The following is a 22,909-nucleotide window of genomic DNA, read 5'->3' as shown; positions in this document are numbered from 1 at the left end:
GCCCCGGACCGGGGCGAAGGCGGCCGTCGCTGGTTGCCGCGGCGCTACGGCAGGGCAGCAACCGAGCCGCTGAAGTGTTTGCGTCCGGTACGCGGGTTCCAGGCGACGAAGTCGGAGCGCCGCCACGCCCCGTCATCGGTGTGGCCGGTCCCGATCTCAAGGGCCACGCGGGCCGGCAGGAAAACCGGCGCTTCAAACGAAACCTCCCAGCTGAATCCGTCGGCCTTCGCGGCGCCCACGTCCGCAAGCGCCCTCGACGCCAGATACATGCCGTGTGCTATCGACCGGCGCAGCCCCAGGGCCTTGGCCGAGAGGACGCTCAGGTGGATCGGGTTGAAGTCGCCGGACACGGCAGCGTACGCGCGTCCCGTGTCCACGCCCAGCTGCCATAGCGCGGTCGGATTCGGTGCCGCAAAAACGGCCGGAACCGGAGCGGCCGTGGGCTTGTCGATTCCCGGCAGGAACACCCCTTTCGCCAGGTACGTCGAAACACCTCGCCAGCTCACTGCGTCCTCCCCCGCGCTGCGCACCTCTGTGACGAGATCCAGCTGGGTCCCTGAGCGGTGCCCCCTCAGGTTCTCCGCCCAGGAACGGATGTCCAGGGCCTGGGTGAAACGCAACGGCCCGGATTGCACTACCCGGTTCTCCAGGTGGATCATCCCCAGCAGCGGCAGGGGAAAATCATCCCGGTTCATAACGCTCATTGCCAGCGGGAAGGACAGCGCGTGGACAAATCCGGCCGGCAGGATGTCGCTGGCGGTCTCACCGATCAGGTGCTGATAGGCCGTGAGGTTTTCCACCGCCGCCGTGACGCCGCGAACCTCGTGCTGTGTCTCGGGGAGTCCGGCGCCGGCATGGGTGCCCAACACCCGTCGTCGGGCAGCGGTGGCCGCAGCGTTGACGTACAGCTTGGACAGTGACGGCAACTCCCCCAGGATGAGCGGCCGTGATGGGTTCATGCCCCCACCAGGTTCTGCCCGCAGACGCGCAGTACCTCACCGGTTATGCCGCCGGCCGCGTCACTGGCCAGGAACGCGATAGCCTCGGCCACGTCGCCCGGCCGGCCGCCCTGTTGGAGCGAGTTGAGCCTGCGCGCGATCTCGCGGGTGGCAAACGGGATCCTGGCGGTCATCTCCGTTTCGATAAAACCAGGAGCAACGGCGTTGATGGAGCCGCCGTGCGTGCCGATCAGCGGGGCCGTCGCCCGGACCATTCCCATCACGCCACCCTTCGAGGCGGCGTAGTTGGTCTGGCCGCGGTTGCCGGCAATCCCGCTGGTGGACGCGACGGAGACAATCCGCGGTGCGCTCCGAAAGTGTTCGGAGGCGAGCAGTGCCGCATTGATCCGCAGCTGCGCGGCGATGTTGACCCCGATGACGGAGTTCCAGCGGCCCTGGTCCATGTTGGCCAGCAGCTTGTCCCGGGTGATGCCGGCGTTGTGGATAACAATGTCCAGCCGCCCGTGGCGTTCCACGGCGTGGTCAATAATGCGCTGACCGGCGTCCGTGCCGCTGATGTCCAGCTGCAGCGCCGTGCCGTGCACTTCGTTGGCGACTGCTGCGAGGTGATCCCCGGCCGCCGGGATATCAACGGCTACGACTGTTGCACCGTCACGGTGGAGGGTACGCGCAATCGCAGCGCCGATTCCGCGCGCGGCTCCGGTCACGACGGCGACCTTGCCCGCCAGCGGCTTCTCCGCGTCGGCCGGCAGTTGCCCTTCGGTGCTGCTCACGGTCAGAAACTGTCCGTCGATGAACGCCGAACGGCCGGAGAGGAAGAACCGGAGCGCGCCGAGGGCGCTGGGGCTTGTGGTCCGGGCGTCCCCGGACAGCAGGATCCCGTTGGCCGTTGCACCGGCACGGAGCTCCTTCGCAAGCGAGCGCAGGAGACCGTCGACGCCTTGGCGGGCCGCCGCGGCGGCGGGGTCCGCGTTGGCGGTCGCGGTGCGGGAAACGGTGATGACGCGCGAGTGAGCGGCCAGGTCCCGGAGCGAGGCGGCTGCCGTGAGGACCGGCTTCTCGAGGTCCTCCGGCCGGGTCAGCCCATCGAGGACCAGGATGATGGCGCCAAGCTTCTCCTTGGGAACCGCGTGACGGCGAACATCGAGATTCCAGGACAGCAGGATCGACGCGAGATCGTCTGCTCCGCTGCCGGTACCCTGGACCAGAACAGGGCCGCTCACGAACGGCTGCCCCGGTGTGTAGCGCCGCAGAACCACCGGCTGTGGCAGGCCAAGTTTGCGCGCGATGTCCCGGCCGAGCCCCCGGCTCACCAGTGCGGTGTATTTATCAGGCATGGGATCCCCCTAGTGAGATTCAAGAATAGCGACGACGCCCTGGCCGCCGGCGGCGCAGATGGAAATGAGTCCGCGGGCGGGACGGCCATTAACCGGGCCCCTGGCGTGGAGCATCTTCGCGAGCGTGGCGACGATTCGTCCGCCGGTGGCGGCGAACGGGTGGCCGGCGGCGAGGGAGGATCCGTTAGCGTTGAGCTTGGACCGGTCAATGCTGCCGAAGGCGCCGTCCAGGCCCAGCCGGGTACGGCAGAATTCCTCGTCTTCCCACGCGGCCAGGGTGCTCAGTACGGTGCCGGCGAAAGCCTCATGGATCTCGAAGAAGTCAATGTCCGCAAGGCTTAGTCCGTTACGGGCCAGCAGGCGGGGAACGGCGAAGGCCGGCGCCATCAGGAGCCCGTCCTTGCCGTGCACAAAGTCGACGGCCGCCGCTTCGCCGTCGACGACGGTAGCCAGCTTGGGCAGGTCGTGGGCGTCGGCCCATTCCTCGGCGGCGAGCAGGACTGTCGAGGCGCCGTCAGTGAGCGGGGTGGAGTTGCCGGCCGTCATGGTTGCCGCTGTGCCAAGGTTTTTGCCGAAAACGGGTTTGAGCGTGGCCAGCTTCGCCAGGCTGGTGTCGGAGCGCAGATTCGAGTCGCGGGTAAGGCCGCGATACGGAGTGAGCAGGTCATCGAAGAAGCCCGCGTCGTAGGCAGCGGCCAGGTTGCGGTGGCTGTTAAAAGCCAGTTCGTCTTGCGCTTCCCGTGTGACCTTCCACTGCGCGGTGGTGAGCGCCTGGTGTTCGCCCATGGACAGGCCGGTGCGCGGTTCGCCGGTGCCGGGGGCGTCCGGGGTGAGATCCTTGGGCCGGAGCCGGCTCAGGACCTGCAGGCGCTGGGGCAGCGTCTTGGCACGATTGAGGTCAAGAAGCACTTCGCGCAGTCCCTCGCTGACGGCAATCGGAGCGTCAGAGGCGGAGTCGACGCCGCCGGCGATGGCCGAATCGATCTGGCCGAGCTTAATCTTGTTGGCCAGGCCGAGGACCGTTTCCAGTCCGGTGGCGCAGGCCTGCTGCACGTCATAGGCGGGGGTCTCTGCGGACAGTGCGGAGCCAAGCACGGCTTCACGGGTCAGATTGAAATCACGGGAGTGCTTGAGTACGGCTCCGGCAGCTACCTCACCGATGCGTTCGTCCTGGAGGCCGAACCGTGCGATCAGCCCGTCCAGCGCCGCCGTCAGCATGTCCTGGTTGGAGGACTTGGTGTACGCGCCACCGGTCCGGGCAAAGGGGATGCGGTTTCCGCCCACGATGACCGCCTTGCGGAGCTGCGGCGCCGCCGTGCGCGCGGCGGGGGCGGTGGCGATTCCCGCTGTGCCTCCTGCCGGCGCCGTGGCTGCGGGAGTCGGTTCCTGCGGTCCGGGTGTGGACTGTCCGTCGACGGTCATGGGCTGTCTCCTTTGATCAAAGCGGGTTACCGATACCCAGCGTACCTGATACGCTGGGTATCGTGAACATTCCCCAGCCTGATCTTCCCGGCGGCAGTACCTCCGGCACCCACGCCGCCGGCAGCGGCAGCGTGGATGGCCGGGCCTCGCGCTGGCAGCCGCATCGCGAGGAGCGGCGCCGGGAGCTGATCAAAGCTGCCCGCAAGGCAGTGCACAGGCTCGGCAGCGACGCTTCCATGGAGGACATTGCCGCCGCGGCCGGTACGTCGAAGTCAGTCTTCTACCGATACTTCGGGGACAAGGCAGGGTTGCAGCAGGCCGTCGGCGAAGTGGTTCTGAGCCAGATGCAGCGCCGCATCCAGGAAGCCGCGCAGGGAGCCCAGACGCCCCGCGAAGGACTGCTTGCGATGGTTTCCGCCTACCTCCAGATGGCGGAGACAAGCCCCGCCGTCTACACCTTCGTTACGCGCTACACCCCCGGCGAGGCGGATGCCGGGGGCGCCAGCATCCCCGCAGCCGGCGCCCTGGGCCACTTTTTTGCGGCCATTAGCGGCATGATCGCCCGGCCCATGCACAGCCACCTCGGCGACTCGACGGGGCGCGAAGCCGTACTCGGGTACTGGCCGACCGCCGCGATCGGCCTGGTCAGAAACGCCGGTGAGCAATGGCTTGCCAGCCCGGCTACGCCTGCCAAGCCCGGCCAGGAAGCGATGGCACGCCAGATCACCGACTGGCTGTGCCTGGGCATAGCCCCGGAGCTCCGCCCGGCCACCGCTGTGTCCGCGCCGGCCGGCGCGGCTCCGGCATCACCGTGAGCCGGCCGGCCCCAGTTCCAGTACCGACTTTTCCAGAATTCAAGTGTTAGAACCCAAGTGTCAGAACCAAAGAAGGAATCGACATGACCGAACTCGCCGACCGCCACGCGGTCCCTGCCACGCCCCGACCTGCTGCGGAGCGCAAGTCCGCCCGGCCGGCGAACTTAACCGGGATGGCGGCTCCCGTCGTCGATGTTGAACTGCTCGGCGAGCTGCTGCTGGGAAAGTGGGCCGACACCCGCCGGACCGCACGGGCGCTCGCAGGGCACCCCGAACTGCACAAGACGGAGGGGCTTACCCATACCGAACACCGCCGGCGTGTCTTCGGCCAGCTGAAGATCCTGGTGGAGAACGGCGCCGTACACCGTGCTTTCCCGGCGGCCGTCGGCGGCGCCGACGAGCACGGCGGCAACGTCGCCGGGTTCCAGGAACTTGTTATCGCGGACCCTTCGCTGCAGATCAAGGCCGGCGTCCAGTGGGGTCTGTTCGGCTCCGCCGTCAACCACCTCGGCACCGAGGAGCACCACAAGAAGTGGCTGCCCGGCATTATGAACCTTGACATCCCGGGCTGCTTCGCCATGACGGAGACCGGCCACGGATCGGACGTCGCCAGCATCGCCACCACAGCCACCTACGACCCGGACACCGCGGAATTTGTGGTCCACACGCCCTTCCGGGCCGCGTGGAAGGACTACATCGGGAATGCCGCCGTCGACGGACTCGCCGCCGTCGTCTTCGCCCAGCTGGTGACGCAGGGCGTCAACCACGGTGTGCACGCCTTCTACATGAACCTCCGGGATCCCGAAACCAGGGAATTCCTGCCCGGCATCGGGGGCGAGGACGACGGGGTCAAGGGTGGACTCAACGGCATTGACAACGGCAGGCTGCACTTCACGAGCGTCCGGATCCCGCGCACCCACCTGCTGAACCGCTACGGCAACGTTGATGCCGATGGCAGCTACAGCTCGCCCATCGCCAGCCCGGGCCGCCGCTTCTTCACCATGCTTGGCACCCTGGTCCAGGGCCGGGTCTCCCTAGACGGTGCCGCCGTGACCGCGTCGAAGCTTGCCTTGAAAACGGCGATCCAGTACGCCACAGAACGCCGCCAGTTCAACGCTTCCTCGCCAACCGATGAGGAAGTACTGCTCGATTACCAGCGGCACCAGCGCCGGCTGTTCACCCGTCTGGCCACCACGTATGCCGCCGGTTTCGCCAGTGAGCAGCTGTTGCAGAAGTTCGACGACGTTTTCTCCGGCCGGGCCGACACTGACGAGGATCGGCAGGATCTGGAGACCCTCGCGGCGGCGCTTAAGCCGCTCAGCACCTGGCACGCCCTTGACACCCTGCAGGAATGCCGCGAAGCCTGCGGCGGGGCAGGTTTCCTGATCGAGAACCGCTTTGCCTCGCTGCGTGCGGACCTCGACGTCTACGCCACCTTCGAAGGCGATAACACGGTGTTGCTGCAGTTGGTCGCCAAGCGGCTGCTGGCCGACTATGCCAAGGAGTTCCGCACCGTGAACTTCGGTGTGCTCGCCCGCTATGTGGTGGGCCAGGCCACGGGGGCCGCCATCCACCGGACGGGCCTGCGCGGCGTCGCCCAGTTTATGGCTGATTCCGGGTCGGTTCAGAAGGCGGCCATCGCGATTAAGGACGAAGCCAGCCAGCGCGCACTGCTGACCGACCGGGTGCAAACCATGGTTGCCGAGGTGGGCGCGGCGCTCAAGGGCGCCAACAAGCTGCCCCAGCAGCAGGGCGCCGCCCTGTTCAACAGCCACCAGGACGAACTCATCGAAGCCGCCCAGGCGCACGCCGAGCTGCTGCAGTGGGAAGCCTTTACCGAGGCGCTTGGCACGGTCACGGACCCGGGAACCCGAAAGGTCCTGACCTGGCTGCGCGATCTCTTCGGCCTGGCCCTGATTGAAGACAACCTGTCCTGGTACCTGATGAACGGCAGGCTCTCCATGCAGCGCGCCCGGACCGTGGGCGGCTACATCAACCGCCTGCTGGTGAAGATCCGTCCGCATGCCCTGGACCTGGTCGATGCCTTCGGGTTCGGGCCGGAACACCTCCGCGCTGAGATCGCAACGGGCGCTGAGAAGGTCCGCCAGGATGAGGCCCGCGAGTACTTCCGCAGGCTGCGCGCCAACGGGGATGCCCCCGTGGACGAGAAGATCCTCTTGGCACGCAAGGGCCACGGGAAAAAGTCCTAAGGTCCCGGCCCGGTCCGGAACACCACAACGGCGCCGCCCCCGCAAGGGGGCGGCGCCGTTGTGGTGTGTGGCCGGATGCCTGCGGTCAGGAGTTCGTGGGGAGCACCGAGCGGTAGACCGCAAGAGTGGTTTCGGTGATGGATTCCCAAGAGAAGTGTTCTTCGGCGCGGCGCCGGCCGGCCTGGCCCATGGCGCGGGCCCGGGCGGGATCGGTGACAACTTCGGTCAGCGCGGCAGCGAATTCGGTGACAAATTTCTCCGGATCCAGCGGAGTGCCGGTCCCGTCCGTGACTTGCTCGATGTCCACCAGCAGTCCGGTCTCGCCGTGCTGTACCACCTCCGGGATTCCGCCGGTGGCACTGGCCACCACGGCGGCACCGCAAGCCATGGCCTCAAGGTTTACGATGCCAAGGGGCTCATAGATGGACGGGCAGGCAAAAGCAGTGGCGTGGCTGAGCACCTGGATCAGCTCGTTGCGGGGCAACATCCGCTCCACCAGGATCACACCGCTGCGCTGGGTCTGCAGCTGCGCGATCAGGCGGGAGGTCTCGGCGGCAAGCTCGGGGGTGTCTGCGGCACCAAGGCACAACACCAGCTGCACGTCGGCCGGCAGTTTGGCGGCCGCGCGAAGCAGGTAGGGCACGCCCTTCTGGCGGGTATTGCGGCCGACGAAGACTACGCTCGGCCGTGCCGGGTCAATCCCCAGGGCGCGGACGACGTCCTCTCCTTCGTCCCGGTTCCAGAGGCTCACATCGATGCCGTTGTGCACTACCTTGACCTTGGCGGGGTCCACCTCCGGGTAGCTGCGCAGAATGTCCTGGCGCATGCCCTCGGAGACTGCGATGATGGCGGCTGCGGCCTCGTAGGCAGTCTTTTCCACCCAGGAGGACACGGCGTAGCCGCCGCCAAGCTGCTCGGCCTTCCACGGGCGCAGTGGCTCCAAACTGTGGGCACTGAGCACGTGTGGAATGCCGTGCAACAACGAGGCGATGTGCCCGGCCATGTTGGCATACCAGGTGTGTGAATGCACGATGTCGGCGCCGGCAATATCCGGCACAATCCGCAAATCCACTCCGAGGGTCTGCAGCGCAGCGTTCGCCGTGCCCAGATCCCCGGGCACGGCGTACGACGTGACGCTCGCGCCGTGATAGTCGGGTTCACGGGCCGCGCCGAAGGCGCGAACCTGCAGATCCACGTGCCGGGCCAGCACACGGCTGAGCTCGGCCACGTGGACCCCGGCGCCGCCATAGATTTCGGGCGGAAATTCTTTGGTCACAATGTCTATACGCACAAACTCCAAGGTAGTCGTTACGGTGGAACTGATCTAGTGTGAAGACGTTCGGGCGAGCCGGACTGTTTGTGGAAGTACAAAGGCGTTCAGGAGCGATCACTATGCCGAATAAGAAAGTTTTGGCCATTGTCCTTGCCGGTGGCGAGGGTAACCGGCTTATGCCATTGACGGCGGACCGGGCCAAACCCGGCGTGCCCTTTGCCGGGAGTTATCGCCTGATTGACTTTGCGTTATCCAACCTGGTCAATTCCCGCTATCTGCAGATCGTTGTGCTTACGCAGTACAAGTCGCACAGCCTGGACCGTCACATTTCCGAAACCTGGCGGATGTCCACCCAGCTGGGCAACTACATCGCCTCCGTCCCGGCGCAGCAGCGAGTGGGCAAAAGCTGGTTCCTCGGCAGCGCGAACGCCATCTACCAGTCGTTGAACCTCATTCAGGATGCCAATCCCGACATCGTCGTCGTCGTCGGTGCAGACCACGTATACCGGATGGACTTCGGGCAAATGGTCGACCAGCACGTCGCCAGCGGCGCCAAGGCCACAGTGGCCGCCGTACGGCAGCCGCTGCACATGGCCGACCAGTTCGGTGTGATCGAAGTGGACCCGGATAATCCGGGGAAGATTGCCGCGTTCGTCGAGAAGCCCGCCACCACCCCGGGGCTCGCCGCCGACCCCACCCAGTTCCTCGCCTCCATGGGCAACTACGTGTTCAGCACCGACGCCCTGGTCGAGGCCCTGCACCTCGATGCCGAGCGACTTGATACCAAACACGACATGGGCGGGGACATCATTCCCTACTTCGTTGACCAGGGCGAAGCCGGCGTCTACGACTTCACCCTGAATGAGATCCCGGGCTCCACGGAACGCGACCGCACCTACTGGCGCGACGTGGGCACCATCGACTCGTTTTACGATGCGCACATGGACCTTATCTCTCCCGTTCCGGTATTCAACCTCTACAACTCCGAATGGCCGATCTACACGCGGCAAAGCATTTCCCCGCCGGCCAAGTTCGTCCGCGGCCAGAAGAACACTGTCGGCACAGCGATGGATTCCATCGTTGCCAGCGGCACCGTGATTTCCGGCGGCATTGTGGAGGGCTCAGTTCTCTCCAACGACGTCTACGTCGGCACCTCCAGCCGGGTCCTCGACTCGGTGCTGATGGATAAGGTCACCATTGGCTCCGGCGCAGTCGTCAAGCGCGCCATTATCGACAAAAACGTCAAGGTCCCGGCGGGTGCCGCGATCGGCCTCGACCACGATCTGGACCGGGCCCGCGGATTCAAAGTCACAGACTCCGGCATCACTGTCCTGTCGAAGGGCCAGCATGTTCCCGAACCCGGCGAAGCTGAACGCGCCCTGGCCGCCGCCAACCTGATCCTGGTGCCGAACGCAGTCAAGGCTGCCACGGAAAACTGGCCCGCGCTTCGTGAATCCGTGCACAAGGTAGCCGAAGTGCAGGCTGCCGCGGTGGGCGTGGCTGCTCCACAGCCGACCGAAGCCCACTGATCCGGCGCTGCTGCGCCGGGAGCCCGGTACCGGCGTCGGTCCGGGCTCCCGTCAGGCTGTAAAATTGGGGCAATGAGCTCTCCCGATGTGCCGTCCGATCTGACTCCCGAGGAAATCCGGGCCTGCCTAAAGGTCCTGAACAGCATCCACGTCTACGACGAGGAGCACCCGGACTACGTCTCGGTGCGCCGCGCCACCGGGAAGATGTTCAAGGCCGTGAAGCGGCACCGCCGGGTCAGTAAGCGGGACATGATCGCCGAAGCGGACCGTGCCGTGATCGCACAGACCGCTACGGCGGCCCCGGACCGGATCGACGACGAAACCCGCGGTAACAAACTCGCGCCCTCGGCCACCGGCGAGATTGCCGGGCACTTGATCAAATCCAGGCCCTGCTATATCTGCAAGCAGCATTACACCCAGGTGGATGCTTTCTACCACCAGCTGTGCCCTGATTGCGCCGCCTTCAGCCACAGTAAGCGGGACGCACGGACCGACCTGACCGGACGCGCAGCCCTGCTGACCGGCGGCCGGGCGAAGATTGGTATGTACATTGCGCTGCGGTTGCTCCGCGACGGCGCCCACACCACCATCACCACCCGTTTCCCCAAGGACGCTGCCCGCCGCTTTGCCGCGATGGAAGACAGCAGCGAATGGCTGCACCGGCTCAGGATCGTTGGGATTGACCTCCGCGACCCCTCCCAGGTGATGGCACTGACCGATTCGCTCGAGGCGGCGGGTCCGCTGGACATCATTATCAACAACGCAGCCCAAACCGTCCGGCGCTCCGGCAATGCCTATCAGCCGCTCGTCGACGCCGAGGATGAACCCCTCCCCGCGGCGCTCCAGGCGGCCAATGGCGGCCCGGAACTAGTCACCTTCGGCCACGCCCACGACAAGCACCCGCTGGCCCTCGCCAGCACCGTCCTGGAGCACCCGGTGCTGGCTGGAGACGCCATCACCTCGCTGGCGTTGTCCGCGGGTTCCGCATCCTTGGAGCGCATCGCTTCCGGCACCGCCATCGACGCCGGCGGCCTGGTCCCGGACCTGGCCAGTATCAACAGCTGGACCCAGGTGCTGGACGAGGTGGATCCCCTGGAAATGCTGGAGGTCCAGTTGTGCAACGTCACCGCGCCGTTCCTGCTGGTTAGCCGGCTTCGAGGGGCGATGAAACGCTCAACCGCCCGGCGGAAGTACATCGTCAATGTCAGTGCCATGGAGGGCCAGTTCGCCCGAGCCTACAAGGGCCCCGGCCACCCGCACACCAATATGGCCAAAGCGGCGCTGAACATGATGACACGGACCAGCGCCCAGGAGATGCTGGACGCGGACGGTATCCTGATGACCGCCGTCGATACCGGCTGGATCACCGATGAGCGCCCGCACTACACCAAGGTCCGCCTGATGGAGGAGGGTTTCCACGCTCCCCTGGATCTGGTCGACGGGGCCGCCCGGGTCTACGACCCGATTGTGGTGGGCGAGTCCGGCGAGGACCAGTTCGGCGTCTTCCTGAAGGACTACAAGCCTAGTCCGTGGTGAGCGCGGGCTGGTTTCACGCCGGTGCCGGGAGGGTCCGGGCCCTATGGCCCTAATGGGTTCCCGGCAGTGCCCGTAACGTTGGTGCACATGAATACAGAGACGACGCCCGCGCCCGAATTCGGGCTGTCCATTGACCAGTGCTGGGTCCTGCTGGACACGGAAGTGGTGGGGCGGATCGCCCTGATTGTGGATGGGCACCCGGAGATATTTCCGGTGAACTTTGCGCTAGACCGCCGCTCGATCGTCTTTCGCACCGCCGGTGGCACCAAACTCTGGGCGGCGATGACGGCGAAGCCGATCGCCTTTGAGATCGATGGCTACGACGCCCACGAACAGCAGGCGTGGAGTGTTGTTGCCCGCGGCGAGGCGCAGCTGATTGAGAGCCAAGAGGACAAGGACGCCGTCGACGCCCGCCTCCTTGAGCCGTGGCAGCCGGGCGACAAGGGCTACTATGTGCGGCTCTCCCCCAAGGCCTTGACGGGTCGCCGGTTCACAGTGAGGAACCCGGATCTGTGGAACACCCGCCTCTCTGATCCCCGCCGGGCCTCTTTCGAGTAGCTTTCGAGTAGCTGCCACCGGGCTGGAGCCTGCGGGCGCTACCTCGCAGCTTTGGGTTCCGGGGAATGGACCACCAGCACCGGGCAGTGGGCGTGTGCCACCAGGGCGGAGCTGACCGAACCGATGAGCAGTCCGCCGAAGCCGCCATGGCCCCGGCGCCCTACCACCAGCAGTTCGGCGCTCCGGCTGGCCTCAAGCAGGGTATGGCGGGGGTGGCCCTGGACGAGTCGGGTTTCGAGGTTGGCGGGGACGTCCGCCCCGAACGCCTTCTCCACGGCTTCCTGCAGGATTTCATCGGCGCGGACATCGAAGTCGTCGATGCCCATGGCGACATATCCGTCGTAGACCGGGGGGACGTCCCAGCAGGCCAGCGCCACAACCGTCGCGGAGAGCGCTGCGGCGAGGCTCTGGGCCTGGCGCAGGGCTTCAACCGATGCATCGGAACCGTCGACTCCCACCACAATGGTCCGGACTTTGGTGGCTTCGGTCATGGCAGATCCCTTCGGTATACAACTGGCACGTCCTGCCTACCATGACCTGCTGGCCGCAGCAGCGCCTAGGGCCAAAAGGCATGGGCAACACACGCCGGAACTGTCCCTGCGGGACCTAGGACCCTTGTCCGGTCCCGGGACACGGAGAAGAATGGCAGTCGTTGGGAACGGAACCGGCGGCCGGAGCGGACAATGGGGAGTCTGCGAATCCCGCGCCGGCATAATCGTCGGAGCGGGCCTCGGAGTATCCGCACCATACACGGCAGCATAAGCCGCCGGACAGGAGAATCATGATTGCCTGGGCAGACGCAGGTCTCACTGCAGCCGACGGGGCACCGGCCGTTATCCGGGTCTTTATCCTTGATGACCACGAACTCGTCCGGCGCGGGCTCCAGGAGCTCCTCGAGGGTGAGGGCTTCCTGGTGGTGGGCAGCTCGGGTTCCGCCGTCGAGGCGACCCGGCGCATTCCGGCCCTCCATCCTGACGTCTGCGTCCTGGACGCCCGTCTGCCGGACGGGACCGGAATTGAGGTCTGCCGCGACGTACGTTCGGTGGACCCGTCGCTGAACTGCATTATTCTGACGAGCTACGACGACGAGCAAGCACTGCGCGGAGCGGTTCTGGCGGGCGCGAGCGGCTATGTCCTAAAGGAGATCGGTGGCACTGACCTGATCGGGGCGCTGCGCCGGGCTGCTGCCGGCGAGTCCCTCTTCGCGGAGGGCGTCGCCGCCGGAATCGTGGACAGCTTGGTGGCGGCCGAAGATGTGGACCCCAGGACTGCCTCCCTGACGCCGCAGGAGCGGCGGGTACTGGAGCTGGTGGGCGGTGGGCTCACCAACCGCCAGATTGCAGCGGAGATGTTCCTCGCCGAGAAGACCGTCAAAAACTACGTTTCGTCACTGCTGGCCAAGCTGGGCTTTGAACGGCGGACGCAGGCTGCGGTGTTTATCGCGAGCCCCGCGTCGCCGGCACCGCAAGGAAGCCACGCGGAAGCACATCGACCCCACAGCGTCCGTTAGCCGGCGGGCCTCGAACCGCGATCACTGCCCGCGACGCCTGCTGCTATAGCGGCACGGACCATTCAAGGCTGGTGCCGGCGTCCGGAGCGCTCGTGATGGTGCAGCTGCCGTCCAGCATCCGGGCACGGTCCTCAAGGTTGGCCAAACCCCGGCGTTTTCCGGGTTCGGTGAAGCCTGCTCCGTTGTCCGTGATGACCACTGTCACCCTGCCTTTGACCACACCTACCGACACGGAGATGGCGTCGGCGCCGGAATGCCGAAGTGCGTTGCTGAGGCCCTCCGACACCACAGCCACAACATTGTCCGCTTTGTCAGGGGTGACGGCGTCCACCGGTCCGGTGATGGTCAGGCTGGGTGCGAACGGCATGGACTTCGCCGAGCTGCGTGCCACCCGGCGGATCCGTCCGCTCAGCAACTCGGTTTCGCTGCTGCTGCTCTTGAGCAAATAGATCGTGTCCCGCAGGCTGCGGATCGCTTCGTCAAGTTCCCCGGTGATGGTGCGGATCCGATCGGTCGCGAGTTCGTCCTTGGTAAAGCGGGTCAGGCTCTGGACGCTCAGTCCGGCCGCGAACAAGCGCTGGATCACCAGGTCGTGCAGGTCCCGGGCGATGCGTTCCCGGTCCGTGAATACCAGCAGTTCTTCCCGGAGCCGGTGCACGCGGGCCAGTTCGAGGGCGAGGGCGACGTGGGAGCCGAAGACGGCGCCCATCTCGATGTCGGTCCTGGCGTACTGCAGCGAATCGGTGTCCCGGACCAGGATCAGGAGTCCGTGATGGGCGCCCTGGGTGCTCAGCGCCACCGCCAGCAGCGGGCCGGTGATGCCGCCGTCGATCCCGCCGAACAGGGCGGAGGCGTCAGCGAGCACAACAGGCTCGCCGCCGTCGAGGACACTTTCCAGCAAAGGCAAATCCAGTGTGAGCGCCCGGCCGGAGAACTGCGCACTTTTTGCTCCTGCCACCCCGGCGACAAGATATCCTCGGCCGCCTGCAGCGGGTGCCACCAGCATTGCGAGCTGCGAGCCGGACTCCTGGAGGGCCCGGCTTGCGATGGGGTCCAATCCGCCGAAGGTGTAGTCGCGGTCATTGCTGAGCATCAGCCCCGAGACGTCCATGCAGGCTTCCAGCCAGCGGGCCCGGCGCCGGGCGTCGTCGTAGAGCCGGGCGTTCTCAATGGCAACCCCCGCGGCGGCCGCCAAAGCGACGGCGAGACCCTCGTCTTCTGCCGTGAAGTCGCTGCCGTCCTCCTTTTCGGTCAGATAGAGGTTGCCGAAAACGACGTCCCGAACCCGCACCGGGACGCCGAGGAAGGACTTCATGGGTGGATGGTCCGCCGGGAATCCATAGGATTCAGGATGGCTGCGCAGGTCATGAAGGCGGAGCGGGCGGGGATCGGAAATCAGCAGGCCCAGGACCCCGTGCCCGGTAGGAAGGGGTCCGATCCGGTGGGCCAGTTCTTCGTCGATGCCGACAGTGATGAAGTGGCTGAGGGCCCGGTCATCGCCGATGACTCCCAGGGCCCCAAAGCGGGCCCGGAGCAAGCGGCAGGCGGACTGGACGACCCTTTCCAGGACGGCGTCCAGGCTGAGGTCCTCGGCAATAGCGACAACGGCCTCCAATAGGCCGGCCATCCGTTCCTGGGACTGGAGCAGTTCCTCTGCCCGGGAAACGAACCCCTTGAACGTATCGTCAATCATGGGCTCTGGCTCGGCGGTGGTCTGGTCCGGACGATTCCCTGCTGAATGCATGCTCATGGCCCCAATTCGATACAACGAACACAACTGTCGTCCGCGCTGGCGACGGTGATGCCAGACTACCCTGATGCTGGCGCATCGGCCCTCGGAGCCCAACGACGGAGCTTCGGATTGTGACCTTTTGCCCTATCGGCCGCCCAGTAGCTGACGTAGGGTCGCTGACATGAGTACTGACCCGAAGCCGGAAAAAACACAGCAGGCACACGAAGTTGAGAACCTGGACCACCACGAATGCTGGCGGCTGCTACGCGGCGTGACCGTTGGCAGGCTGGCCGTCTGGGTGGATGGCCATCCCGACATATTCCCGATTAATTACAAGGTGGACCACGGTACCCTGGTCTTCCGCACGGCTGACGGCACCAAGCTGCAGGCTGCCACCGGCGACACACCGGTGGCGGTGGAGGCAGATGGGGTGGACGCCGACAGCGGCATCGCGTGGAGCGTGGTGATCAAGGGCCAGGCGGCCCCGGTGCAGAACGTGGAGGAGGTTCTGGACACCGTGGGGCTGCTCCTGTTCCCCTGGCAAGCGGGCAAAAAGGAACACTTTGTCCGGATCACCCCTGACTCGGTGACCGGACGCCGGTTTAAAGTGGTTCCGCCCCTGACCTGGTGGACACCACTGGATGACGCCACCCGCTCCGGACTCGAATAGCCCCTCCCCAGGGATGCCCGTCGGCTGTGCTGACCCCGGGGCTACCGGAGCAGCCGCAACTGAGAGGGCAACCGGGTGGGGTGCCGGGAATCAGGCCAGCCGGGTGATTTCGACGCTGACATTGAGTGCTGAGCCTCCGCCGCCGGACAGGATGCCCTTAAGCGGTGCCACATCGCGGTAGTCACGGCCCCTCGCCACTGTGACATGGAGGTCGCCCGCCGGTTTGTGGTTGGTGGGGTCCCAACTGCGCCATTCACCGTCCCACCACTCCAGCCAAGCGTGCGACTGCCCGGCCACCGGCTCGCCGAGTTCCGCCGTCGAGCGCGGGTGGAGGTAACCGGACACGTAGCGGGCAGGGATCCCCCGGCTGCGCAGCGCGCCGATGGCAAGGTGCGCCAGGTCCTGGCAGACGCCCTGGCGCTGGCCCCAGGCTTCCTCGGCGTTTGTGGTGACTCCGGTGGTGCCCTTCATGTAGGTCATTTCCCCGCGCATCCAGCCAAAGACAGCCATCGCCGCCTCGTGCGGATTGCGGTCCCCCACCACGCCGGGGATGATCCCGAGCACTTCGGCGCCCGGGCCGGTGAGCTGGGACTGCGGAATCCAGTCGCTGAACTTGTTGAGCGCTTCCGCGGCGCCAAGAACCTCCCAGCCCACAATGTCCGCCTCCGCCGGGACCCGCTCCGCCCGGTGTACCTCCACGGTTGTGGTGGACAGGACCTCCAGGTGCTCGTGCGGCATCTGCATGTCAAAGGCGGTCACCCGGGTGCCCCAGTAGTCGCGGTAACTGCTCAGGGCCGCCTGTGACGGTGAAACCTTCAGCGAGGACTCCAGCACCACCTGTTGGGGGTCCGTCAGCGGGGTCATGCGGGCTTCGTTGTACGAGAGCGTAACGCGCTTGTTGTACTTGTACGCGGTCTTGTGGATGATGCTCAGCCGGGTCATGAAACTTCTCCCACCCAGGCCAGTTCGTCTGCCTGATTGAAGTACTTACGGGAAATGGCGTCCGAGGCCTGCGAGACGGCCTTCTGGACGCGCTCCATGTGCTCCGGAAGTTCGGACATCAGGTCGTCGGTCCGGTGGAACTCCAGGAACGTCCGGGCCTGCCCCACGATCCGGCGGGCGTCGTTGATAAAGCCAACGCGCTGGGCCGAAGGGTCCAGCATGGCGAGGCACTCATCCGCGTCCCGCAGCGCATAGACGATGGACCGGGGGAACAGCCGGTCCAAGAGCAGGAACTCGGCGGCATGCTGATCGCCGAAAGCCGCCCGGCGGGTCCGCAGGAAGGATTCGTAGGCACCGGCGCAGCGGAGCATGTTCACCCAGGACATGCCGGCCGAAAGGACGTCCCGGGTGGAGAGCATCCGCGCTGTCATGTCCGCGCGTTCCAGCGAGCGGCCCAGGACCAGGAACTGCCAGCTCTCGTCGTGGCTGACCGTGGTGTCCGCGAGTCCGCTGACCATGGCGGTCCGCTCCAGCACCCAGTTGCAAAAGCGGTAGGTGCCCACAACGTCCTTGCGGTGCTGGTTGAGCCCGTAGTAGGTCGTGTTGAGGCTTTCCCAGAGGCCTGAGGACACCGTTTCCCGGGCCCGACGGGCGTTTTCCCGCGCCGCACCGAGTGAACCGGCAATCGACGTGGCACTTTGTTTGTCGTACGCGAGGGCGTTGAGCAGTTCGGGGAGGCCGAAGTCCTCACTCTGTGCCCGGGCGCCCATCACGGCAAGGAGCTCCTGCGCGACGCTGCGCTGTTCCTCCATCGGCAGGTGATTCAGGCGCTCCAGGTGGACGTCCAGGATCCGCGCGGTTCCGTCGGCCCGTTCCACATAGCGGCCGATCCAAAACAGTGACTCGGCGATACGGCTAAGCATGGGCGGTTACCTCCGGCGCATCGGAAACATAAAAAGGACGGGTCAGCGGAAAAGCGATCGACATGGTGCCTCTGGTCATTGCTGCTGCTCCTTCTGGCTGTCGCGCCAGTTGCTCTCTACCGGCCAGACCGAGACCCGCTCGCGGACCTCGATGGCCGGACGCGGGAGGGTCTCCACCGGCACTGCGGGGGAATCCGCCAGCACCCAGGTGTCCTTGGAACCGCCGCCCTGGCTGGAGTTCACAATCAGGGAGCCCTCCTTCAGTGCCACCCGGGTCAGGCCGCCGGGCAGCACCCAGACGTCGTCGCCGTCGTTGACGGCGAAGGGACGGAGGTCCACGTGCCGCGGGCCGAACTTGTCGCCGCTGAGCGTGGGAACGGTGGACAACTGCAGGACCGGCTGCGCGATCCATCCCCTGGGGTCCGCGATAACGCGTTTGCGCAGGGCCTCAAGTTCCTCCCGGGAAGCATCCGGACCGATCACCAGTCCCTTGCCGCCGGAGCCGTCCACGGGCTTGACTACGAGTTCGGCCAGCCGGTCAAGGACCTCCTCGCGGGCCGCTTTCTCCTCCAGCCGGAAGGTGTCCACATTGGCGATCACGGGTTCTTCGCTGAGGTAATAGCGGATCAGGTCCGGGACGTAGCTGTAGACCAGCTTGTCGTCGGCGACGCCGTTACCCACGGCGTTGGCAATTGTCACGCCGCCGGCCCGTGCGGCGTTGACCAGGCCCGGACAGCCGAGCATCGAGTCGGCGCGGAACTGCAGCGGGTCCAGGAACTCGTCATCGATGCGCTTGTAGATCACGTCCACGCGCTGCTCGCCGGCGGTAGTGCGCATGTAGACGCGGTTGCCGCGGCAGATCAGGTCCCGGCCTTCGACGAGTTCGACGCCCATCAGGCCGGCGAGCAGGGTGTGTTCGAAGTAGGCGCTGTTGAAGACGCCGGGGGTCAGGACGACGACTGTGGGGTCGTCGACGCCGGACGGTGCCGTCTTGCGCAGGGCGGAGAGCAGCCGCCGCGGGTACTCCTCGACCGGCCGGATGAGCTGCTGGCCAAAGGCCTCCGGCAGGCCTTTGGCCATGGCGCGGCGGTTCTCCAGGACGTAGCTGACCCCCGAGGGGACGCGGACGTTGTCCTCCAGGACCCGGAAAGTTCCTGCGGCGTCGCGGACCACGTCGATGCCGGAGACATGGACACGGACACCGCCGGCCGGTTCAAAGCCGTGCACCTGGCGGTGGAAGTGTGCGCTGGTTGTGACGAGCTGGCGCGGGATGACGCCGTCGGCCACTACCGTCATCTTGTCGTAGACGTCGTTGAGGAACGCTTCGAGGGCCCGGACGCGCTGCGCCACACCCTTCTCCAGCACGGTCCACTCATCGGCCGGGATCACCCGCGGCACGATGTCCAGCGGAAAGGGCCGTTCCTCCCCCGCAAAGTCGAACGTAACACCGCGGTCCAGGAAGGTCCGCGCCATGGAATCTGCCCGGGCAGTGACATCGGCCAGCGAAAGTTCCCGCAGGGCGCCGGCAACCTGCCCGTACGACTGCCGGGGCTGTTGCCCGGGGGTAAACATCTCGTCGTAGGCGCCGGTGCGTTCGGCGGCCACCGAGTAATCCAGGAATAGGTCAGACATGGACACTAGACAACCACCTTTTTGTTGCGAAATCATTTCCTCGCCCGCTGAGCGCGGCGCGTCCGGGCGCGGGGAGCAGTTCTGGCTCGGGCTGCGGGCTGCCCGCTGTGCTGCCGACGTGGCGGTGACGGCTTTTTCGGGCAGTTGCGGGACAGTGGATAGGTGCCTCACTTCCCTCATCCATCGCTCCCGGCCGCCGGTCACCCGAGCAGGCTGCTGCCGGGGCTGCTGGCCGCCGCGGCCGCCGTCGCCCTGGCCCTCGCGGTCCACACCCAAGTGCCGGCCCTCCCGGCCATGACGCTGGCAGTTGTGTTCGGGCTCCTGGCCGCAAATATCCCCGGCCTGGGCGCCTGGTCCGCCGGGCCCGGGCGGCCGGGGCTGGATTTCGCCGGCAAACACCTGATGCGCGCCGGAATCGTGATCCTTGGCCTGAAAGTCAGCCTTGTGGATGTGCTCGGTCTTGGCTGGGCCGCACTGCTGCTGATCACCGGCGTTGTGCTGGCCGCCTTCGCCGGGACGTATGTCATCAGCAGGCTCTTTCGCCTGCCACCCCAGGTCTCCCTGCTGATTGCGACCGGTTTTGCCATCTGCGGCGCCTCGGCCATCGGGGCGATGGCCGCGGTGCGCCGGATCCGGCAGCCGGACACCGTGTTGCCGGTGGCCCTCGTAACCCTGTGCGGCACCCTGGCCATCGGTGTGCTGCCGCTGCTGATTCGGCCGTTGGGACTGAGCCCCGAGGTCTTTGGGGCCTGGACCGGAGCCTCCGTGCATGACGTGGGACAGGTGGTGGCCACGGCGCAGACCGCCGGAGCGGGCGCACTGGCCATCGCCGTCGTCGTAAAACTCACCAGGGTAATCCTGCTGGCACCCATCGTCGCCGCCGCGGGGCTGCACCACCGCCGCCGCGCCGACGCCGGGGACGGACTCAAGCGGCCGCCGATCGTTCCGCTGTTTGTGCTCGGTTTTGTGGCGCTCGCAGCCCTGCGCAGCACGGGCTGGCTGGCCCCCGGCATCCTCGAGGGCGCCGCGGTGCTCCAGGACGTGGTCCTGGGGATGGCGCTGTTCGGCCTCGGCTCTGCGGTGCGGGTGGGTCAGCTGCTGCACACCGGTGCACGGGCCCTGTTGGCCGCCCTCGCGTCCTGGCTGCTGATCGCGGCGCTGGGACTTGGCGCCGCGTTCCTCATGATTAGATAGCGGGGTGTCGAACCAGAACCTGCGCCGCGATGAAGCCGCCGACCGATCCGCCCTGATTGCCACCCACAGCTACGATGTCACCCTGGATGTCCGGGCGGCCGCTGATGCGGACGTCGACGGCTACACAAGCCGCAGCGTCGTCACCTTCTCCGCCCGTGAACCGGGCCGCTCAACGTTCCTGGACTTCATCGGCGAGGTGCAGAGCATTTCCCTGAACGGCAACCGGCTCGCCGTTGCCGACGTTGTGGACGGGTCCCGGATCCGGCTGGAGAACCTGCAGGCGGAGAACCAGGTCACCGTCACCGGGACCGCGCTGTACAGCACCTCCGGGGAGGGTATGCACCGTTTCTTCGACCCGGCCGATGACGAGTGTTACCTCTACACCCAGTACGAGCCGGCCGACGCCCGCCGCGTGTTCGCCAACTTCGAACAGCCCGACCTCAAGGCCGAATTCACCTTTCACGTTCTGGCGCCGTCGCGCTGGCAGGTGTCCTCCAACGGCATCGAGACCCGGCGGACGCCCCTGGCGGGCGAGCCCGAGGTGAGCCGCTGGGACTTTGCCCCGACCAAAGCGATGTCCACGTACATCACGACGGTGCTGGCCGGCCCATATTTCAAGGCCGAGGATTCCTGGGAGGGTACCCTGGCCGACGGCAGCAGCCTGGTTGTCCCGCTTGCCCTCTACTGCCGGGCGTCCATGGCGGCGTCCTTCGACCCGGAGGTGCTGTTCACGCTCACGAGGAACGGCCTGGATTTCTTCAACCGGCTCTTCGACTTTCCGTACCCGTGGGGGAAATACGACCAGGCGTTTGTGCCCGAATACAACCTTGGCGCCATGGAGAACCCGGGGCTGGTGACCTTTACGGAAGGCTACGTCTTCACCTCCCGGGCTGCCGATTCGCAGTACCAGGCCCGCGCCAACACCCTGCTGCACGAAATGGCCCACATGTGGTTCGGGGACCTCGTCACCATGCAGTGGTGGAACGATTTGTGGCTCAAAGAGTCCTTTGCCGACTACATGGGAACCCTTGGCGTGGACCGGACCACTGACTGGGCCACGGCCTGGGTGAACTTCGCCAACAACCGCAAGGCCTGGGCCTACATGCAGGACCAGCTGCCGACCACACACCCGATCGTCGCGGACATCCCCGACCTCGAGGCCGCCAAGCAGAACTTTGACGGGATCACCTACGCCAAGGGCGCCTCGGTACTTAAACAGCTCGTCGCGTACGTGGGTTTCGAGGCCTTTGTGGCCGGCTCGCGCCAGTACTTCAAGGATCACGCCTACGGCAACACGACCCTGGCCGAGCTGCTCGCCGCGCTGGGCGCCGCCTCCGGCCGGGACCTGGCGGGCTGGGCCCGTCAGTGGCTGCAAACCTCCGGCATTTCCACCCTCAGCAGTGAGATCGAGGAACGCGACGGCGTCATCGGTAGTGTGACGCTTCGCCAGGATGCCGAAGACCCGGCCACGGGCCGGCAGGAGCCGCGCCCGCACCGGCTGAGGATCGGCCTCTACAACGCGGACGAAGACGGTGCCCTGGTCCGCACCGACAGCGTCGAGATTGACGTCGACGGGGAACGCACCGAGGTGACGTCCCTCACCGGCAAGCCACGGCCGGCCCTGCTCCTGGTCAACGACGAGGACCTTAGCTACGCCAAAGTCCGCCTGGACCCCCGCTCGGAAGCCACCGTGCGGTCCTCCCTCGGCGCGCTCAACGATCCGATGGCCCGTGCCCTGTGCTGGACGGCACTGTGGGACTCGGCCCGAGATGCGGTCACTCCGTCGTCCCTCTACGTGGACGCCGTCAAACGCTTCGGGCCCGCGGAATCCGGGATCGGCGTGCTCCTGACCGTCCTGGCCAACGCCGCCACCGCGATCGAACGTTACGTCCCCGCTGCCGGGCGGGGCGCCGTCCGCGACGGCTTCCTGACGCTCGCTGTGGACGAACTGCTGCGGGCCGCGCCGGGATCCGACCATCAGCTGGCGTGGGCCCGCACGGTCGCCACAACCAGCCGCCACAGCAGCGGCCGGCTTGACCTGCTGCGCGGCATCCTGGACGGCAGCACCGTCGTTGAAGGCCTGTCCGTGGATGCGGAGCTCCGCTGGAACTTCTGGCACGCACTGGCCGCCAACGGTGAGGCCACACCCGCCCGGCTCGACGCGGAGCTGGCACGGGACAACACCGCCGCCGGGAGGGCCGGGCACGCCACCGCCCTCGCAGCCCGCCCCGAGTCGGCCGTCAAAGAGGCAGCCTGGCACGAAGCGGTGCATGGCACCTCGCTGTCCAACCAGCTGCTGAGCGCAACGATCACCGGTTTCACCACGGCACCGGCGCCGCTGCTGGACCCGTTCGCGGACCGCTATTTCGACGCCCTGGAGGACGTCTGGGCCGGGCGCAGCATCGAAATAGCCAGCCGGATTGTCCGCGGGCTCTACCCGGCAGGTCAGGATCTGGACGCCGGCACTGCGGATACGAACGCCGTTATTGTCCGGACGGACCAGTGGCTTGCCGGCCACCCGGATGCGCCGCGGGCGCTGCGGCGGATCATCATCGAACAGCGCAGCCACCTGCACCGGTCATTAACCGCACAGGCCCGCACCATATAGGCCAGCACCTTGTAGGCCAGCACGGGCCGGGACCGCCGCTCACCCGGGACCGCGGCTGA

General features: G+C 66.5%; 18 protein-coding genes. 9 read left to right on the top strand and 9 right to left on the bottom strand.

Annotated features, from left to right (window positions below; translation table 11 throughout):
• Positions 1–44: 44 nt before the first annotated feature.
• From QI450_RS08175 to QI450_RS08165, 3 genes are read right to left on the bottom strand one after another with little or no spacing between them, the layout of a single operon-like run.
• The gene (locus tag QI450_RS08175; protein ID WP_226775867.1) at positions 45–959 is read right to left on the bottom strand and encodes a MaoC/PaaZ C-terminal domain-containing protein; all 915 of its coding nucleotides are present in this window, start codon (positions 957–959) and stop codon (positions 45–47) included.
• Positions 956–2,296: a 3-oxoacyl-ACP reductase gene (locus QI450_RS08170; protein ID WP_226775868.1), complete on the bottom strand. Its 1,341-nt coding sequence runs from the start codon at positions 2,294–2,296 to the stop codon at positions 956–958. The genes QI450_RS08175 and QI450_RS08170 overlap by 4 nt, the downstream gene beginning before the upstream one ends.
• Before the next feature lie 9 nt (positions 2,297–2,305).
• Positions 2,306–3,718: an acetyl-CoA C-acetyltransferase gene (locus QI450_RS08165; RefSeq protein ID WP_226775869.1), complete on the bottom strand. Its 1,413-nt coding sequence runs from the start codon at positions 3,716–3,718 to the stop codon at positions 2,306–2,308.
• A gap of 68 nt (positions 3,719–3,786) precedes the next feature.
• Between QI450_RS08165 and QI450_RS08160 the strand changes: the two genes are divergently transcribed.
• Positions 3,787–4,533 carry a TetR/AcrR family transcriptional regulator gene (locus QI450_RS08160; protein WP_226775885.1) on the top strand — a complete coding sequence of 249 codons (747 nt, stop codon included), beginning with the start codon at positions 3,787–3,789 and terminating at the stop codon, positions 4,531–4,533.
• An 83-nt stretch (positions 4,534–4,616) separates the two neighbouring features.
• Positions 4,617–6,743, top strand: a complete 2,127-nt coding sequence (locus QI450_RS08155; RefSeq protein ID WP_226775870.1) for an acyl-CoA dehydrogenase — start codon at positions 4,617–4,619, stop codon at positions 6,741–6,743.
• Positions 6,744–6,828: 85 nt separating this feature from the next.
• On the opposite strand, the gene glgA is transcribed toward QI450_RS08155, so the two are convergent.
• Complete coding sequence (glgA, locus tag QI450_RS08150) at positions 6,829–8,034, bottom strand: glycogen synthase (RefSeq protein ID WP_226775871.1); 1,206 nt, start codon at positions 8,032–8,034, stop codon at positions 6,829–6,831.
• 95 nt (positions 8,035–8,129) lie between these two features.
• Between glgA and glgC the strand changes: the two genes are divergently transcribed.
• From glgC to QI450_RS08135, 3 genes are all read left to right on the top strand, one after another.
• Positions 8,130–9,545: a glucose-1-phosphate adenylyltransferase gene (gene glgC, locus QI450_RS08145; protein ID WP_226775886.1), complete on the top strand. Its 1,416-nt coding sequence runs from the start codon at positions 8,130–8,132 to the stop codon at positions 9,543–9,545.
• A 72-nt stretch (positions 9,546–9,617) separates the two neighbouring features.
• Positions 9,618–11,081: an SDR family oxidoreductase gene (locus QI450_RS08140; RefSeq protein WP_226775872.1), complete on the top strand. Its 1,464-nt coding sequence runs from the start codon at positions 9,618–9,620 to the stop codon at positions 11,079–11,081.
• A gap of 87 nt (positions 11,082–11,168) precedes the next feature.
• A complete protein-coding gene (locus QI450_RS08135; protein WP_226775873.1) occupies positions 11,169–11,639 on the top strand; it encodes a pyridoxamine 5'-phosphate oxidase family protein in 471 nt (156 codons plus the stop codon).
• A 38-nt stretch (positions 11,640–11,677) separates the two neighbouring features.
• On the opposite strand, the gene QI450_RS08130 is transcribed toward QI450_RS08135, so the two are convergent.
• Complete coding sequence (locus QI450_RS08130) at positions 11,678–12,130, bottom strand: universal stress protein (RefSeq protein ID WP_226775874.1); 453 nt, start codon at positions 12,128–12,130, stop codon at positions 11,678–11,680.
• Positions 12,131–12,420: 290 nt separating this feature from the next.
• Here QI450_RS08130 and QI450_RS08125 point away from each other — a divergent pair, with 290 nt between their 5' ends.
• Positions 12,421–13,149 carry a response regulator transcription factor gene (locus QI450_RS08125; protein WP_226775875.1) on the top strand — a complete coding sequence of 243 codons (729 nt, stop codon included), beginning with the start codon at positions 12,421–12,423 and terminating at the stop codon, positions 13,147–13,149.
• 43 nt (positions 13,150–13,192) lie between these two features.
• Here QI450_RS08125 and QI450_RS08120 read toward each other — a convergent pair whose 3' ends face one another.
• Positions 13,193–14,893: a GAF domain-containing sensor histidine kinase gene (locus tag QI450_RS08120; protein ID WP_226775887.1), complete on the bottom strand. Its 1,701-nt coding sequence runs from the start codon at positions 14,891–14,893 to the stop codon at positions 13,193–13,195.
• A 169-nt stretch (positions 14,894–15,062) separates the two neighbouring features.
• Here QI450_RS08120 and QI450_RS08115 point away from each other — a divergent pair, with 169 nt between their 5' ends.
• Complete coding sequence (locus QI450_RS08115; RefSeq protein WP_226775876.1) at positions 15,063–15,551, top strand: pyridoxamine 5'-phosphate oxidase family protein; 489 nt, start codon at positions 15,063–15,065, stop codon at positions 15,549–15,551.
• Positions 15,552–15,641: 90 nt separating this feature from the next.
• Here QI450_RS08115 and QI450_RS08110 read toward each other — a convergent pair whose 3' ends face one another.
• The 3 genes from QI450_RS08110 to QI450_RS08100 form a co-directional block, all read right to left on the bottom strand.
• Positions 15,642–16,493: a transglutaminase family protein gene (locus tag QI450_RS08110; RefSeq protein WP_226775877.1), complete on the bottom strand. Its 852-nt coding sequence runs from the start codon at positions 16,491–16,493 to the stop codon at positions 15,642–15,644.
• Positions 16,490–17,416 (bottom strand): alpha-E domain-containing protein, encoded by a 927-nt coding sequence (locus QI450_RS08105; RefSeq protein ID WP_226762129.1) that lies wholly within the window; start codon positions 17,414–17,416, stop codon positions 16,490–16,492. The genes QI450_RS08110 and QI450_RS08105 overlap by 4 nt, the downstream gene beginning before the upstream one ends.
• A 75-nt stretch (positions 17,417–17,491) precedes the next feature.
• The gene (locus QI450_RS08100; RefSeq protein WP_226775878.1) at positions 17,492–19,048 is read right to left on the bottom strand and encodes a circularly permuted type 2 ATP-grasp protein; all 1,557 of its coding nucleotides are present in this window, start codon (positions 19,046–19,048) and stop codon (positions 17,492–17,494) included.
• 162 nt (positions 19,049–19,210) lie between these two features.
• Between QI450_RS08100 and QI450_RS08095 the strand changes: the two genes are divergently transcribed.
• Both QI450_RS08095 and pepN read left to right on the top strand, forming a co-directional pair.
• Positions 19,211–20,242 carry a putative sulfate exporter family transporter gene (locus tag QI450_RS08095; protein ID WP_226775879.1) on the top strand — a complete coding sequence of 344 codons (1,032 nt, stop codon included), beginning with the start codon at positions 19,211–19,213 and terminating at the stop codon, positions 20,240–20,242.
• A 4-nt stretch (positions 20,243–20,246) separates the two neighbouring features.
• Positions 20,247–22,850, top strand: a complete 2,604-nt coding sequence (pepN, locus tag QI450_RS08090) for an aminopeptidase N (RefSeq protein ID WP_226775880.1) — start codon at positions 20,247–20,249, stop codon at positions 22,848–22,850.
• Positions 22,851–22,909: the final 59 nt, after the last annotated feature.

This window comes from Arthrobacter sp. EM1, from assembly GCF_029964055.1.
Taxonomy (GTDB): domain Bacteria; phylum Actinomycetota; class Actinomycetes; order Actinomycetales; family Micrococcaceae; genus Arthrobacter.
This window is presented reverse-complemented; position numbering and strand designations above follow the sequence as displayed.